The 15,342-nt window shown below is 72.4% G+C and carries 10 protein-coding genes; 8 read left to right on the top strand and 2 right to left on the bottom strand.

Annotated features, from left to right (window positions below; genetic code table 11):
* Positions 1–156: 156 nt before the first annotated feature.
* The 7 genes from ACWGE1_RS10660 (at position 157) to ACWGE1_RS10630 (ending at position 12,461) form a co-directional block, all read left to right on the top strand.
* Entirely contained in the window at positions 157–861 is a 705-nt protein-coding gene (locus ACWGE1_RS10660) for a delta-60 repeat domain-containing protein (protein ID WP_453420153.1), read from the top strand.
* 162 nt (positions 862–1,023) lie between these two features.
* Complete coding sequence (locus ACWGE1_RS10655) at positions 1,024–3,510, top strand: SpoIIE family protein phosphatase (RefSeq protein WP_453420152.1); 2,487 nt, start codon at positions 1,024–1,026, stop codon at positions 3,508–3,510.
* 85 nt (positions 3,511–3,595) lie between these two features.
* On the top strand, positions 3,596–5,632 hold the full coding sequence (gene recQ / locus ACWGE1_RS10650) for a DNA helicase RecQ (RefSeq protein ID WP_453420151.1): 2,037 nt from the start codon (positions 3,596–3,598) through the stop codon (positions 5,630–5,632).
* Positions 5,633–6,116: 484 nt separating this feature from the next.
* Positions 6,117–6,356, top strand: coding sequence for a hypothetical protein (locus ACWGE1_RS10645; protein WP_453420150.1), 240 nt, complete (start codon positions 6,117–6,119; stop codon positions 6,354–6,356).
* 99 nt (positions 6,357–6,455) lie between these two features.
* Complete coding sequence (locus ACWGE1_RS10640) at positions 6,456–7,262, top strand: HlyD family efflux transporter periplasmic adaptor subunit (protein ID WP_453420149.1); 807 nt, start codon at positions 6,456–6,458, stop codon at positions 7,260–7,262.
* On the top strand, positions 7,259–9,550 hold the full coding sequence (locus tag ACWGE1_RS10635) for an NHLP family bacteriocin export ABC transporter peptidase/permease/ATPase subunit (RefSeq protein ID WP_453420148.1): 2,292 nt from the start codon (positions 7,259–7,261) through the stop codon (positions 9,548–9,550). Before ACWGE1_RS10640 ends, ACWGE1_RS10635 begins: the two co-directional genes overlap by 4 nt.
* A gap of 49 nt (positions 9,551–9,599) precedes the next feature.
* Positions 9,600–12,461 (top strand): NHLP bacteriocin export ABC transporter permease/ATPase subunit, encoded by a 2,862-nt coding sequence (locus tag ACWGE1_RS10630; RefSeq protein WP_453420180.1) that lies wholly within the window; start codon positions 9,600–9,602, stop codon positions 12,459–12,461.
* 71 nt (positions 12,462–12,532) lie between these two features.
* Here the strand turns inward: ACWGE1_RS10630 and ACWGE1_RS10625 are convergent, their stop codons facing one another.
* Both ACWGE1_RS10625 and ACWGE1_RS10620 read right to left on the bottom strand, forming a co-directional pair.
* The gene (locus ACWGE1_RS10625) at positions 12,533–13,135 is read right to left on the bottom strand and encodes an HAD family hydrolase (protein ID WP_453420147.1); all 603 of its coding nucleotides are present in this window, start codon (positions 13,133–13,135) and stop codon (positions 12,533–12,535) included.
* Positions 13,136–13,146: 11 nt separating this feature from the next.
* Positions 13,147–14,397, bottom strand: a complete 1,251-nt coding sequence (locus ACWGE1_RS10620; RefSeq protein ID WP_453420146.1) for an MFS transporter — start codon at positions 14,395–14,397, stop codon at positions 13,147–13,149.
* A gap of 170 nt (positions 14,398–14,567) precedes the next feature.
* On the opposite strand from ACWGE1_RS10620, the gene ACWGE1_RS10615 reads away from it, so the two are divergent.
* The gene (locus tag ACWGE1_RS10615; RefSeq protein WP_453420145.1) at positions 14,568–15,338 is read left to right on the top strand and encodes a DeoR/GlpR family DNA-binding transcription regulator; all 771 of its coding nucleotides are present in this window, start codon (positions 14,568–14,570) and stop codon (positions 15,336–15,338) included.
* Positions 15,339–15,342: the final 4 nt, after the last annotated feature.

Below are 15,342 nucleotides of genomic sequence, written 5' to 3'. Positions count from 1 at the left end.
TGTGTTGCGCGTCTTGTACGGCGGTCGGGTGGAACCACCCTCTCCGGCGGCGCACCTCCGGCGAGCCGCCGGGGGCCCGCTGCTGCGGTGGCCGGAAGCTGTGGCCCGTCACGAGGGGTGACCGGAGGCAGGGCGAGCAGCGGCAGAGGGGTCTGCATGTCGACATTCGCGTGGGGTGCGCGCAGGGTTCGGGGACGGGTCGCGCGGGCCGGCCGCCGGCGCCGCGCCGACCGGATCGGCATCGTGGTGGCCCTGGGGCTGGCGGTCGCCGTGGCCCTGCCCGGAGCGGCACTGGCCGCGCCGGGCGATCTGGATCCCTCGTTCGGAGGCGGCGACGGGATCGTGACCACCGACCTCGGCGACTCCGAAGCCGCCGCCGACATGGTGGCGCAGCCCGACGGCAGGACCGTCGCCGTCGGCGGTGACGCGGCCGACTCCGCCGGCAACTTCGCGGCGGTGCGTTACAACGCGGACGGCAGCCCGGACACCACGTTCGGCGACGGCGGAAGGGTGTCCACCGACATCGCCGGAGGCTCCGACACGGCCAAGGGCGTCGCCCTGCAGGCCGACGGCAAGATCGTCGTCGCCGGCACCAGCGAGAACCTCGAAGGCGGCATCGCCTGGTTCACGGTGGTCCGGTACAACCCGGACGGCAGCCTGGACACGACCTTCGACGGCGACGGAAAGGCGGTCACCGACTTCGGGGGCGGTGGCGCCGACCAGGGCTCCGACGTGGCCGTGCAGGCCGACGGCAGGATCGTCGCGGCGGGCGGTGTCGGCGGCAACGACACCGCGAACGGCGGCCTCGGCACCGACACCTGCACGACCGACCCGGGCGACACCCGCATCAGCTGTCCGTAGGCCGTCTCCTTCGGATCCCACCGGGCCCGCGCCGTCCGGGCAGCGCCCCGCCGATCACTGCCGGCGCCCGGAGCGGGACCGGATGGCGCAACGCCCGCTGGCTCTCACTGCGGACATCGACCAGCATGAGGACAGCGGGACCGGCGGACGAGATGGGCACGCATGCGCGCCACCGAGAGCAACCAGGACTATCCCTTCGCTGTCACGAACACGGCCGCGGCACTGCTGGATGCTGCCGGGACGGTCGTCGCCTGGACCGCGGCCGCCGAGGCCCTCCTGGAGCGCCGGTCCGCCGACGTGTGCGGCCGGCCGGCCCGGGACCTGCTGGCCGACGCGGGCGGCTGGGAAGCGGTTCTGGCCCAGGGCGGTCAGGGGCGGCAGGAGGACTGGGAGGGCCGTGCCGCACTGCGGCACGGCTCGGGCCGCGAGCTGGAGATCGGCTTCCGCGTCATCCCGCTGAACGACGGCGGGGCCGCGGCCCACTGCCTCGTACTCGGCGCACCCCTGGAGCTGGTCGCCCGATGGCGGCAGGACCACGCCTTCACGCAGGAACTGTTCCTGCAGGGCCGCGTGGGCCTGGCCGTCTTCGACGCGGACCTGCGCCTGCTGCGGACGAACTCGCACCTGTTGCCGTACACCGGGGTGCCCGTAGAACTGTCGGGCCGGCGCCTCGCCGACTTCCTGTGGGCGCAGGACGCGCGGGCCATCGACGACCGGCTGCGGGAGGTCCTGCACAGCGGGATCCCCCTGACCGGCTTCAACACGACCGTGCGCACCCTGGACGACCCGAGGAGCGGCCGGGTCGTGACCGTCCAGGCGTTCCGGCTGCAGGAACCCGACGGACATCCGATGGGTGTGGCGACGGTGTTCACCGACGTCACCGACCACGAGCGGTCGCGCGGGCGCCTGGACCTGCTGTACCGCGCGACCGGAGCGCTCGGTGGTTCGCTGTCCGTGCTGCGCACCGTGGAGGACCTGGTCGCGGTCCTGGCGCCCGCGTTCGGCGATCACGCCGCGGTGGATCTCGCGGAGACCGTTCTGACCGGCGGTGAACCACCCGCCGACGGGCATCTCGCACTGCCCCTGATCCGGATGGCCGTCGCCGGAGGGGAGCCGGACGTGCTCCGTACGGGGACGGCCCAGTGCACGGCTCCGCTCGCCGCGGCCGTTCCCCACCCGCCCGCGACCGGAGCGGACGTGCCCGCACCGGTCCCGCCCGGGACGCGGGAGTGCCGGGGCGAGCTGATCACCGGCCTCAGAGCGCGGCGCACGGAAACGGAACCCGGGAACGACGCGGTCCCGGAGTGGGCCACGGCCGTCCCGGGTGCGCATTCGGCGATGACTGCGCCGCTGTGCGCGCGGGGCATCAGGTTCGGCAGGCTCACGCTCTGGCGCACGGGGGACGCTCCTGCGCCGGAGGAGGACGACCTGGCGCTTCTGGAGGAGATCGCCGCCCGTGCGGCCCTCGCCGTGGACAACGCGCGGCGGTACACCAAGGAACGCCGCACCGCCGTGGGCCTGCAGCGCAGCCTCCTGCCGCCGGCCACCTCGGACACGCCCGCGCTGGAGGCCGCCTGCCTCTACCTGCCCGCCGACGCGGACAGCGGAGTGGGCGGCGACTGGTTCGACGTCATCCCCCTGTCATCGGCCCGTGTCGCCCTGGTGGTCGGGGACGTCGCAGGTCACGGACTGCACGCCACGGCCATGATGGGACGCCTGCGCAGCGCCGTACGCGCGATGGCGGACCTGGAACTGGAACCCGAGGAAGTGCTGGCGCACGTGGACGACATGGTCCTGCAGGTCGCCGCCGAGGCCGAGCGCGACGACCCGGACGACGGCGACGCGGGCACCCCGATGCCCGGCGGACCGGTCGGGGCCACCTGCCTGTACGCCGTCTACGACCCGATCGCCCGGACGTGCGTCATGGCCAGCGCCGGACACCCGCCTCCGGCCGTGGTCGGCCCGGACGGAACCGTGGAATACGTCGAACTCAGTCCCGGACCGCCCCTGGGCGTCGGCGGCTGGCCCTTCGAGCCGGTCGAACGCGAACTGCCGCCGGGCAGCGTCCTCGCCCTGTACACCGACGGCCTGATCGAACGCGGAGAGGGGGACATCGACCAGGGCATGAGCGACCTGGCGGACCGGCTGCTGCGCGCGGACGTGCTGGGCCGGCCGCTGCGCCGGGCCCGGCACGACATCGTGCAAGGGCTGCCGCCGGGCAGGCTGAAGGACGACGTCACCCTCCTGCTGGCCCGTACCCGGGCGGTGGAAGCCGGCTCCATCGCGACCTGGCAGCTCGACACCGACCCGGCGCGCGTCGGTGACGCGCGCCATCTCGTCCTGGACCAGCTGACCGCCTGGGACCTGGACGAGCTCGCCTTCAGCACGGAGCTCATCGTCAGTGAGCTGGTCACCAACGCCATCCGCCATGCCGGTGGATCGGTCCGGCTCCGCCTGATCCGGGCGGACACCCTGACGTGCGAAGTCTCGGACTCAAGCAACACGCAGCCGAGGATGCGGCGTGCGAGGAGCTCCGAGGAAGGCGGTCGCGGCCTGTACATCGTCGCCCAGCTCTCGCACCGCTGGGGCAGCCGCTACACCGGGGAGGGCAAGACCGTCTGGTCCGAGCAGAGCCTGCCTCCCGCCTGACCACCGCCCGGGTTCCGGCGGTTCCCGGCTTCCGGGTTCCGGCGACCGGAGCCGGGGTGTCGGCGGGTGCCGTTAGGCTTCTCGGATGGCCCTTCCGGACACTTCCCCCGATACCTCCGACGCTCTGCAGGTACTGCACCGCGTGTTCGGATACAGCTCCTTCCGCGGTGAGCAGCAGGAGATCATCGAGCAGGTCACGGGCGGCGGCGACGCCCTCGTGCTGATGCCGACCGGCGGCGGCAAGTCGCTCTGCTACCAGATCCCGGCGCTCGTCAGGGAGGGCACGGGCGTCGTGATCTCGCCGCTCATCGCCCTGATGCAGGACCAGGTGAACGCGCTGACCGCACTCGGGGTGCGGGCCGGATTCCTCAACTCGACGCAGGACCCGTACGAGCGGCAGGCCGTCGAGCAGGCCTTCCTCGCCGACGAGCTGGACCTGCTGTACCTGGCCCCCGAGCGGCTGCGCACCGAGAGCGCCCAGCGGCTGCTCGACCGGGGCAAGGTGTCGGTCTTCGCGATCGACGAGGCGCACTGCGTCGCCCAGTGGGGTCACGACTTCCGGCCCGACTACCTCGCGCTGTCCATGCTGCACGAGCGCTGGCCGAAGGTGCCGCGGATCGCGCTGACCGCGACGGCCACCGAGGCCACCCACGCCGAGATCGTGGCGAGGCTCGGTCTGGAGGAGGCCCGGCACTTCGTCGCCAGCTTCGACCGGCCGAACATCCAGTACCGCATCGTCGCGAAGAGCAACCCGCTCAAGCAGCTGCTGGAGCTGATCCGGACCGAGCACGCCGGGGACGCCGGAGTCGTCTACTGCCTCTCCCGTGCCTCGGTGGAGAAGACCGCCGCTTCCCTGGTGGAGCACGGCATCGACGCCGTGCCGTACCACGCCGGTATGGACGCCCGGGCGCGCGCGGCGAACCAGGCGCGCTTCCTGCGGGAGGAGGGGGTCGTGGTCGTGGCGACGATCGCCTTCGGCATGGGCATCGACAAGCCGGACGTGCGCTTCGTGGCACACCTCGACCTCCCGAAGTCGGTCGAGGGCTACTACCAGGAGACGGGCCGCGCCGGCCGCGACGGCGAGCCGGCGACGGCCTGGCTGGCGTACGGCCTGCAGGACGTGGTCCAGCAGCGCAAGCTCATCGACGGTTCCGAGGGCGACGATGCGCACCGCCGCTCCCTGGGCATGCACCTGGACGCCATGCTCGCGCTGTGCGAGACGGTCGACTGCCGCCGGGTGCGGCTGCTGGAGTACTTCGGGCAGTCGGGCACGGCCTGCGGCAACTGCGACACGTGTCTGACGCCGGCGGAGTCCTGGGACGGGACGGTCGCCGCGCAGAAACTGCTGTCCACCGTGTGGCGGCTGGCGAAGGAACGGCGGCAGAAGTTCGGCGCCGGGCAGATCATCGACATCCTCCAGGGCAAGAAGACGGCCAAGGTCATCCAGTTCGACCACGACGCGCTCTCGGTGTTCGGTGTCGGGTCGGACCTGGGCACGGCGGAGTGGCGGGGCGTCGTGCGCCAGCTGCTGGCGCAGCGGCTGCTGGCGGTCGAGGGCGACTACGGGACGCTGGTGCTGACGGAGGACAGCGGCGAGGTGCTGGGAGGACGCCGCAGCGTCCCGATGCGGAAGGAGAAGGCGCCCGCCGGACCCGCCCGCAAGGAGTCCGGGTCGCGCTCGGGGAAGGGCGCCCGGGTGCCGGTCGACCTGCCGGCCGCGGCGGAGCCGGTCTTCCTGGCCCTGCGCGCCTGGCGGGCCGGGACCGCGAAGGAGCAGGGCGTACCCGCGTACGTCGTCTTCCACGACGCGACGCTGCGGGAGATCGCGACGCGGCTGCCCGCCACGGCGGAGGAGCTGGGCACCATCGGCGGCGTCGGCGAGGCCAAGCTCGCCAAGTACGCCCAGGGTGTCCTCGACGCCCTGGCGGAGTGCGGCGCTGCCGTTCCCGGCCCGGCCGCCGCGCCCCCGGCCGAGTCCCTCACCGCGGTCCCCTCGGGGCCGGCTCCGGCTCCGGCCCGCCCGGTGTTCCCGTCGGCGGCACGGCCCTCGGCGCCGGACCCCGACGAGCCGCCGTTCGACCTGGACGAGATGGATCCGCCGCCCTTCGACGACTGGCAGTAGCCTCCCGTCGTCACAGCAGCCGTACGTCTGAACCACAGCCGACCGAAAGGGCCGGGTCGTCAACCGACGACCCGGCCCTTTCCGTACGCGCACCGGGCGTGATCGGCCGGTCACGCCACGCGCCCTGCGGAAACCTGCACATCGTGTCCGCGATCTCGACAGGCGGCCTCCCCCACTCCTCGGTATGACGGGTATGCCCCATCCACCATGTGGCGATTTGCCCCGTTCGGTTCCGTGCCGGCAGGGCACGGCCCGTATCTGTTACTCGATCTCGTGAAGAAGTCGCCACCATTCGGTGAATCAAGCTGCACGTCCGTCGTCAGAGGTGATCGTCCGCCCGTGATGGGCAGTCAACGAGATTGGGTGGGCGCCTCGTTCACGTGCTTTCATCGTGCACGTCGCAGCAATCGGGCACACCGGCCGGGATTTCGGTCCGGCCGCCATCGCGGCGATGAATTCCTCCCCCCAATGAAAGGTGCGCGCCATGCGTAACGACATCGAGACCCGTGAGATCGACGACACCGAGCTGGACGCCGTCTCCGGCGGCATCATCAGCGTGTCCGGCGGCCTGGCCGGCGCCGTGACCAGCGATGTCACCAACGTCGTGGGCGTCGTGGGCTCCCTCCACACCGTCCAGGCGGCGACGGGCATCGTGTCCCACGTCCCCGGCCTCGCCACGGGCATCACCGGTGTTTCGGTGAACGCCGGTCGCGCCGGTATCTGATCGGGATATCCCGGTGAACCCCGGAGCATCCCCCACGGCTCCGGGGTTCACTGCTGTCCCCGCGCCCGACCGATACGAATGCAGCTGAAGGAATCGTCCGTGCAGTTTCGCCAAAAGGCCCTTTCCAAGCTGCAATCGCCCGAAGAACTCGACCTGCCCGTACGCTTTGCGCGCCCGCAGGGGCGGCTCGTCCTGGCCGTCACGGTCATCGTCATGGCGGCCGCGAGCCACTGGGCCCTCACGGGCACCGTGTCGTCCCGGCTGAGCGCACCCGGCATCCTCACCCGCGCCGAGGGCAGTTACGTGCTGCAGACGCCGGTCGCGGGACAGGTGACCGGAGTCCTCGCCGAGGAGGGCCAGTTGCTGGCCGCCGGCGCGCCCCTGCTCAACGTCCGTACGGAGCAGGGGGAACGGCCCGTGCGCGTGGTGACCGGCGGTCGGCTGACCACGCTGGCGGCCGAGGTGGGTTCGGTCATCGCCACCGGTGCGGACGTGGCCACCGTGGAACGCGTGAAGGATCCGGAGGACCCGCTCGTGGCCGTGCTGTACGTGCCGGGCGCCAACGGCTCGGCGATACCCGTCGGCGCACGGGTCGACCTGAGCGTCCAGTCCGTCCCGCAGCAGCGGTTCGGCATGCTGCGCGGGCGCGTCACGGCCGTCGGCCGCGCACCCCTGACACAGGCACAGATCGGCGGGTTCCTCGGCGACAGCGGGCTCGCCGAACAGTTCTCCCGCCACGGCAGCCCGGTGGCCGTGGTCGTACGGCTCGAACGCTCCTCCTCCACCCCGTCGGGCTACCGGTGGTCCTCCGCGGACGGGCCCCCGCACGCCGTCGAGTCGAGGACACCGGTCACCGGCGCCGTCCACCTCGCCGCGCAGCGTCCGGTCGACTGGCTGCTGCCGTGACCGCCCGGCAGACCGGGGCGCCGCAGCAGGCACCGCACCTCCCGCCCGCCGGACACCGGCGCCACCGCCCCGCGCCGAAGGGCGGCGCACGCCGCAGACCCGCATCCTCACCCACGTCCGCGCCCAGGGGCCGGACACCGCGCCCCGTACGCACCCCCACCGTGCTGCAGATGGAGGCGGTGGAGTGCGGCGCCGCCGCCCTGGCCATGGTGCTCGGCCACCACGGCCGCTTCGTCCCCCTCGAAGAACTGCGCATCGCCTGCGGCGTGTCCCGCGACGGATCCCGCGCGAGCAACCTCCTCAAGGCCGCCCGCGGGTACGGGCTGAAGGCCAGGGGCATGCAGATGGACCTGGCCGCGCTCGCCGAGGTGAGCGCCCCGGCCGTCCTCTTCTGGGAGTTCAACCACTACGTCGTCTACGAGGGCACGACCCGGCGGTTCGGCCGCAGGGGCGTGTACGTCAACGACCCCGGCAAGGGACGCCGGTTCGTCCCCATGGACGAGTTCGACACCAGCTTCACCGGTGTCGTCCTCACCTTCGAACCCGGTGACGGCTTCTGCCGCGGTGGCCGCCGGCCGGGCGTCCTGGGCGCCATGCCGGCCCGCCTGCGGGGCACTTCGGGCACCATGGCCGCCGCCGTGCTCGCCAGCCTCCTCCTGGTCGCCGTCGGTGCGTCGGTGCCGGCCCTGAGCCGCACGTACATCGACATGTTCCTCATCGGGGAGCAGACGTCCCTGCTGGGCGTGCTGTTCGCCTCGATGGCCGTCGCGCTCGTACTCACCGCGACCCTCACCGCGCTGCTGCAGGCCAACCTGCTGCGCGGGCGCATCATCTCGTCGACCCTGGGCAGTGCCCGCTTCTTCCGGCACCTGCTCCGGCTTCCGGTCACCTTCTACGCCCAGCGCAACCCGGCCGACCTGGTCCAGCGCCTGCAGTCCAACGACGCGGTCGCCGAGACCCTCGCCCGGGACCTGACCGCCGCGGGAGTGGACGCCGTGGTGGTCGTGCTCTACGCGGTGCTGCTGTGGACGTACGATCCACAGCTCACGCTCGTCGGCGTGGCGGTGGCCCTGCTCAACATCGCTGCCCTGCGGATCGCGATCCGGCTGAGGGCCACCGGTACCCAGAAGCTGCGCGCCGAGAGCGCCCGGCTGACCAACACGTCGTACGGCGGGCTCCAGCTCATCGAGACGATGAAGGCCACGGGCGGCGAGAACGGCTTCTTCCGCCGCTGGGCCGGACAGCACGCGGTCACCCTCGACGTGCAGCAGCAGCTGGGCGTGCCCAGCGCGTGGCTGGCGATCGTCGCGCCCACGCTCGCGGCGTTCAACAGCGCGCTGATCCTGACCATCGGCGGCCTGCGGGCGGTGGAGGGCCACCTCACCGTGGGGCTGCTCGTCGCCTTCCAGGCCCTGGTGACCAGCTTCACCGCGCCGATCTCCCGACTGGGCGGCGTCGCCGGCCGGATCCAGGACTTCGCGGCCGACGTCGCCCGGCTGAGGGACGTCGAGAACTTTCCGGTCGATCCGGTCTACGCACGGCGTGAGCCCGCCGCCTCCACCCGACGCCTCAAAGGGCATGTGGAGCTGGACGGCATCACCTTCGGCTACAGCCCGCTGGACGCCCCGCTGTTCAAGGACTTCTCGCTCTCGGTCGGACCGGGGCAGCAGGTCGCGCTCGTCGGCGGCTCCGGGAGCGGCAAGTCCACCGTCTCCCGGCTGATCTCCGGCCTGCACACCCCCTGGGCCGGGGCCATCCGTATCGACGGGATGCGACTGGAGGACATCCCGCGCGGCGCGCTGGCCGCTTCCGTCTCCTTCGTCGACCAGGACGTCTTCCTCTTCGAGGGCACCGTCCGCGACAACGTCACGCTGTGGGACCCCTCCATCCCGGACGAGGCCGTCGTCGCCGCCCTGGAGGACGCCGCCGTGCACGAGGTGGTGGCCCGCCGCCCCGGCGGCATCCACAGCCGCGTCGAGCAGGACGGCCGCAACTTCTCCGGCGGCCAGCGCCAGCGCCTGGAGATCGCAAGGGCGCTGGTGCGCCGCCCCAGCGTCATGGTGCTCGACGAAGTGACCAGCGCCCTGGACGCGGTGACCGAGCAGGTCATCATCGACAACCTGCGCCGGCGCGGCTGTGCCTGTGTGGTCATCGCGCACCGGCTGAGCACCGTGCGCGACAGCGACGAGATCGTCGTGCTCGACCGGGGCACGGTCGTGGAACGCGGCCGGCACGAACAACTGGTCGCCGCGCAGGGCCCGTACGCCTCGCTGGTCAAGGAGCACTGAGGTGACACACCCGCACGGCACCACTGCCGCCGCCACGACCGCCGCCACCGTGCACGGGCCGGGCGGGGCCCCGGACCCGGTCGTCGCGGCCCTGGGTGCACTGGGTACGCCCGTCGACTGCGCGGGCCTGCGCAGCCTGTCCCTGGAAGGACCGCTCGTCCTGTGGCTGGTCGTACAGGGCGGGCTGGACCTGTTCGCCGTGGACGCCGCGCAGGCCGGGCACTGGCACTTCCTGGGCCGGCTGGAGCCGGGCACCCTGCTGCTCGGTCCGGCCGAGGGCCCCGATCACACCCTGGTCGGAAGGCCCCTGCAGGGGTGCCGGCTGCGCCGCATCGAACTGCGGGAGCTGTACCGCCCGGAGCACACGGAGTACCCGGGGTACGCAGACCAGTTCCACGGCGGGCCGTGGTACGCCGGCGAAGGACAGTACGGCGCCGCTTCCGCGGGAGGGCCGAGCCCGCTGGAGGACGCCTTCGCGCGCGGCATCGGCCGCGGCCTGCGCGTGCTCTACCAGGCACCGCTGGACGCCGTCGCCACCACCGGTCACGGCGGAGCCGACGACGACATCCTGTGGATGCGGATCACCCCCGGCACCGTGCAGTACGGCGCCGTGTACGAGGCGGAGGCGGTGGGCACCCTCCTCGTCGACGCGGCGATGTGGCAGGGCATGGTCGACCAGCAGTACCGATTGTTGTACGCCCTGGACGGCTGGATCGAGCAGCTCGAGCGTGCGCACGAGGACCGCACGGCCGCCGGGATCGAGGCCGGCCGGGCAGCCCGTACCCAGGCGGACCGGACGCTGCTGGCGTCCATCGTCCGGTCCGGCCGCGATCCCCACCGGGGCGGGGGCGTCGACGCGACCTTCGCCGCGTGCCGCGTCGTCGCCGGCGCGGCCGGCATCACCCTGTCCCCACCGGGCGGGACCGGCACCGCGTCCGAGCAGCTCGATCCCGTCGAGAGCATCGCGCTCGCCTCGCGGATCCGCACCCGCGTGGTCGGGCTCGGCGGACGCTGGTGGCGGGAGAACTGCGGTCCGCTGGTGGGCCGGCGCGAGCAGGACGGCACGCCGGTCGCCCTGCTGTGGCGGCGCGGCCGCTACGAGGCGGTCGACCCCGCCACCGGCACGCGCGAGCGCGTCGGGAAGAGCAACGGGGCCGCCTTCGAACCGCGCGCCGTCATGCTGTACCGCCCCCTGCCGGACGGGCCGGTGGGCCTGCCGGCGCTGCTCCGCTTCAGCGTGCGCGGCACCTTCCCCGAGCTGCGCAGCCTGATGCTGGGCGGGCTGGTCTCGGTGGTCCTGGGCGCGCTGGTGCCGATCGCCACCGGCCAGGTCCTCGGCCGGTACGTCCCGCAGGCGGAGAACGGCCTCATCGTGCAGACCGGGCTGGCCCTGATCGCGACCGGCATCGTCTCGGCCGCCTTCATGCTGCTGCAGAACACCGCCCTCCTGCGCATGGAGGGCCGCATCGAGGCCACCGTGCAGCCGGCGGTCTGGGACCGGCTGCTGCGGCTGCCGGCGAAGTTCTTCGCGGGCCGCTCCACCGGCGAACTGGCCGGCGCGGCGATGGGTATCAGCGCCATCCGCCGCGTGCTGTCCGGCATCGGCCCGGTCTGCGTGCAGGCGGGCGCGGTCGGCGTGGTGAACCTCGTGCTGCTGCTCGTCCACAGTGTGCCGCTGGCGATGGCGGCGCTGGCCATGCTGGTCGTCATCGCGGGGATCTTCCTGGGCCTGGGCCTGTGGCAGCTGCGTTACGAGCGCCGGCTGAACAGACTCGGCCACCGGTTGAACAACCAGGCCTTCCAGACCCTGCGCGGCCTGCCCAAGCTCCGCGTCGCCGCGGCCGAGAGCTTCGCGTACGCCGCCTGGGCACGGGAGTTCGCCCGTACCCGCGACCTCCAGCAGCGCATCGGCCGGATACAGAACGTCATCACGGTCCTGGGGGCCGTGTACCTGCCGCTGTGCACGCTGGTGATGTTCGTGCTGCTGGCCGGACCGGCACGCGGCAGCATGTCCGCCAGTGAGTTCCTCACCTTCAGCACCGCGCTGACGATGCTGCTCTCGTCGGTCACGCAGCTGACCGGGGCGCTCGTCTCGGCCGCCGCGGTGCTGCCGATGTTCGAGCAGATCGAGCCGGTGCTGCGGGAGACCCCCGAGGTGGACCGCTCCCGTACCCGGCCGGGCGAGCTGACCGGCGCCCTCGAAGCGAAGAACCTGTCCTACCGCTATGCCGACGACGGCCCGCTCGTGCTCGACGACGTCAGCCTCCGGGTCGGGCAGGGCGAGTTCGTCGCGATCGTCGGGGCCAGCGGCTGCGGCAAGTCGACGCTGCTGCGGCTGCTCATCGGCTTCGACAAGCCCCTCTCGGGCAGCGTGCTGTACGACGGCCAGGACCTGGCGGCGCTCGACCGGGCGGCCGTGCGCCGCCAGTGCGGCGTCGTCCTGCAGAACGCCCAGCCCCTCACCGGATCGATCCTCGACTGCATCCGCGGCGCCGGGACGTTCTCGCTCGAGGAGGTGTGGGAGGCCGCCGCGATGGCGGGCCTGGCGCAGGACATCAAGGCCATGCCGATGGGCATGCACACCATCCTGTCCGACGGCGGCAGCACCGTCTCGGGTGGCCAGCGCCAGCGGCTGATGATCGCCCAGGCCCTCATCCGCAAGCCGCGCGTCCTGTTCTTCGACGAGGCCACCAGCGCGCTGGACAACGAGACCCAGCGGGTGGTCATCGAATCCACCCGCGCCCTGCGGGCCACGCGCCTCGTGATCGCCCACCGTCTTTCCACGGTCATGGACGCCGACCGCGTGATCGCCATGGCGGACGGGCGGATCGTCCAGCAGGGCCCCCCGGCCGAACTGCTCGCCGACCCGGCCGGCCTCTTCCACGGCCTGGTCCGCCGCCAACTGCGCTGACGGTCCACCCCCGAAGGGTGCGCCTCGGCAGGAGGGGGTGCCTCTCGGCCGGGGAGGGTGCCCGCGCGCCGTCACGTCAACGCCGTCTCCAGCGCGTCCCACAACCCTGCGGGCGAGGTGAACACGTGCCCCTGGAGGCCCAGTCGGCGTGCGGCGTGCACGTTCTCGGCCCGGTCGTCGACGAACAGGATCTCCTCGGGCGGCAGTCCGAGCCCGCGGATGCACCACTCGTAGGCGGCGGGCTCGGGCTTGGCGCTGCCGATCCGGCAGGACAGTCCGCGGACGGCGAACCGTTCCAGCCAGGGATGGGTGGCCTCGTAGCGGACGGCCAGGTCCTCGGGGATGTTGGAGAGGAGGCCGAGCACGATTCCCCTGTCGGCCAGGAGGCCCAGCAGGTCCACCATGCGCTGGTCGATCTCGCTCCAGCCGGCGAGGTCGGCGGCGGTCAGCTCCTCGGTCAGCCGCCCGTCGAGCGGGATGCCCAGTTGCGCGCAGACCGCCTGCCAGTAGCCGGACCCCGTGACCTCGCCGCGGTCGTAGGGCGGCCGCAGCGACCAGTACGCCGCCCAGAAGCGGTCGGGGTCGCCGCCGGCGGTGCGTTCCAGGAGGGCCATGGACTCGGGCGATTGAACTCGCGCGATGACACCGAACATGTCGAAGAGGACGGCTTTCATCTTTCGGTTCCTCACGTTCTGCGGGCTCGGGGTGCGGTGACGGAGTCTGTACGCCCGGAGTCGCGCGGGCCGGGCACGCCGCCGGGGTCGGGGGCCTTGCGGGTCAGCCACAGGCTCAGCGCGCCGCAGCCGACGGCGAGCAGGAACAGCAGGAGCGGCACCGTCCTCACCTCCATCGTGTCGATGACGGCACCCAGCAGGGGTGGGAAGGCGACTCCGCCGATCATCGAGGCGGCGATCACGTAGGCGCCGGCGGCGGCCACCGCGGGCACGGCGCGGTTCAGCCAGGGCAGGCAGGTCGGGAAGATCGGCGCGATCATCAGGCCGACGCCGAAGTACGCGTACGGGGCGAGGGCCGGGACCGTCGCCAGGAGGAGGAAGCCGGCCATGCCGACGCAGCAGACGAGGAGGATCGACGGGGCGGACCGGCGCAGGCTGATCGGCACGGCGAGGAACCGGCCGATGGTCATGGCGGCCCAGTAGGCGGAGGTGGCCGTCGCGGCGGTGGCGGCGCCGTATCCGACGGCTTCGAGGTGGGTGGGCTCCCAGCCGCCGACGCCGGTCTCGATGGCGACGTGCAGGACGTAGATCCCGATGAACCCCGCGATGACCGGAAGCACCCGGGCGCGGGCTCCGGCCGCCGGGGCGCCCTCCGCGGGGGCGGGGGCGGGCTCCCGGGCGGCCACCCCGCCGAGGGTGAAGAGGATCAGCAGGCTGACGAGGCCGGTGCCGACGAAGATCTCCGGGTAGCTGTCGGCCCCGAACCGGCCGATCAGGGCGGGGCCGGCGATCGCGCCGATGCCGAAGTGCCCGTTCAGCAGGTTGAGCATGGCGGTGCTGCGGTGGCCGAACCCGACGGCGAAGAGCCGGTTGAGGCCGTAGTCGATGCCGCCGAAGCCCAGGCCGATGACGAACGTGCCGGTGAGGGCGAGGGCCCAGGTCGGGGAGAGGGCGAAGAGGGCCGCGCCGGCGGCCATGAGCACGTAGGAACCGCCGAGCAGCACCCGGTTGTTCAGGTGGCCCCGCAGGAGGTGGTAGATCAGCACGCCGAGGAGGGCGCCGGCGAAGTGCGCGCTGAGGCTCAGCCCGGCCACGGCCGGACCGATGCCGTACTGGTCCCGCAGGGCCGGGATCGCCGGACCGTAGAGCGCCTGGAGTGCGCCGATCACCACGAACGCCAGGCACGAGGCGATGATCGCGACGGTGGTGAGGAGGGGCTCCCCCCTTTCCGGCAGTTGTTCGGCCCCAGTGGTGGCGGTCACGGCTCTCCTCATCCATCACGGTTGAACGAACGCGATGAGCGTTCAGAACAGGTGCAAACTCACACCGCTTCACTCACTCTAAACATGCTGGATGTTCATATCAACAGCATCGATGTGCGAAACGCTCGGCAGGGCTTCCCGCCGACCCCATCTGTGCTAAAAGCAGACACATGAACGTGATGGAGAGGCACAAGTTCGTCGTGGGACTGCTGATGCAGCAGAACCGCGCGACGGTGGCCGAGCTGGCCCAGGCCACCGGGGCGTCCGAGATGACCATCCGCCGGGACCTCGAGGTACTGGAGTCCCGGGGAGCGCTGCGCCGGGTGCGCGGCGGCGCGGTGAGCAGCCTGCCCGGCGGCGTCGAGCCCCCGTACGCGATCCGGGCCATGTCCGCGGCGGCGGCCAAGGAGCGGCTCGCACGGGCCGTGGTCGGACTGCTCACCGACGGCGAGACCGTGGCGCTGGACACGGGCACGACAGCTGTCGCCATCGCCAAGGCCATGGCGGACCGCCAGTTCACCGTGGCACCCCTCTCCCTGCACGCGGCCTTCGCCCTGTCCGCGCACCCGGGCATCCAACTGGTGCTGCCCGGCGGCCAGGTGCGCCCCGAGGAGTTGTCCTTCCACGGCCACGCACCGGTGCAGACCTTCAAGGACCTGTGCTTCGACACGTTCGTCCTGGGCTGCTGCGGGGTCGATCCCGTCCAGGGCGCCACCGCCTACAACCTCGACGACGTCCAGGTGAAGCGGGCGGCGGTCGCCGCGGCACAGCGCGTGATCCTCGTCGCGACCGCCGACAAGATCGGCCGCGTGGCGCTGGGCCGCATCTGCTCCATGGAGGAGATCGCCCTCGTCGTCACGGACGCCCCCGCGGACTCCCCCGCGGTCGAAGTACTGCGCGACCAGGGCGTCGAGGTGGTCCATCCGGCGGACGGCCAGTGACCTC

This window comes from Streptomyces sp. NPDC054932 (genome assembly GCF_053610205.1).
Note: the sequence above shows the minus strand (reverse complement) of the source record. Positions and strands in the feature narration are given on the sequence as shown.

Coding starts and splice junctions, on each gene's coding strand:
- ACWGE1_RS10615 (WP_453420145.1), top strand. CDS start 14,568: ATGAACGTGATGGAGAGGCACAAGTTCGTCGTGGGACTGCTGATGCAG.
- ACWGE1_RS10645 (WP_453420150.1), top strand. CDS start 6,117: ATGCGTAACGACATCGAGACCCGTGAGATCGACGACACCGAGCTGGAC.
- ACWGE1_RS10655 (WP_453420152.1), top strand. CDS start 1,024: ATGCGCGCCACCGAGAGCAACCAGGACTATCCCTTCGCTGTCACGAAC.
- ACWGE1_RS10660 (WP_453420153.1), top strand. CDS start 157: ATGTCGACATTCGCGTGGGGTGCGCGCAGGGTTCGGGGACGGGTCGCG.
- recQ (WP_453420151.1), top strand. CDS start 3,596: ATGGCCCTTCCGGACACTTCCCCCGATACCTCCGACGCTCTGCAGGTA.
- ACWGE1_RS10625 (WP_453420147.1), bottom strand. CDS start 13,135: ATGAAAGCCGTCCTCTTCGACATGTTCGGTGTCATCGCGCGAGTTCAA.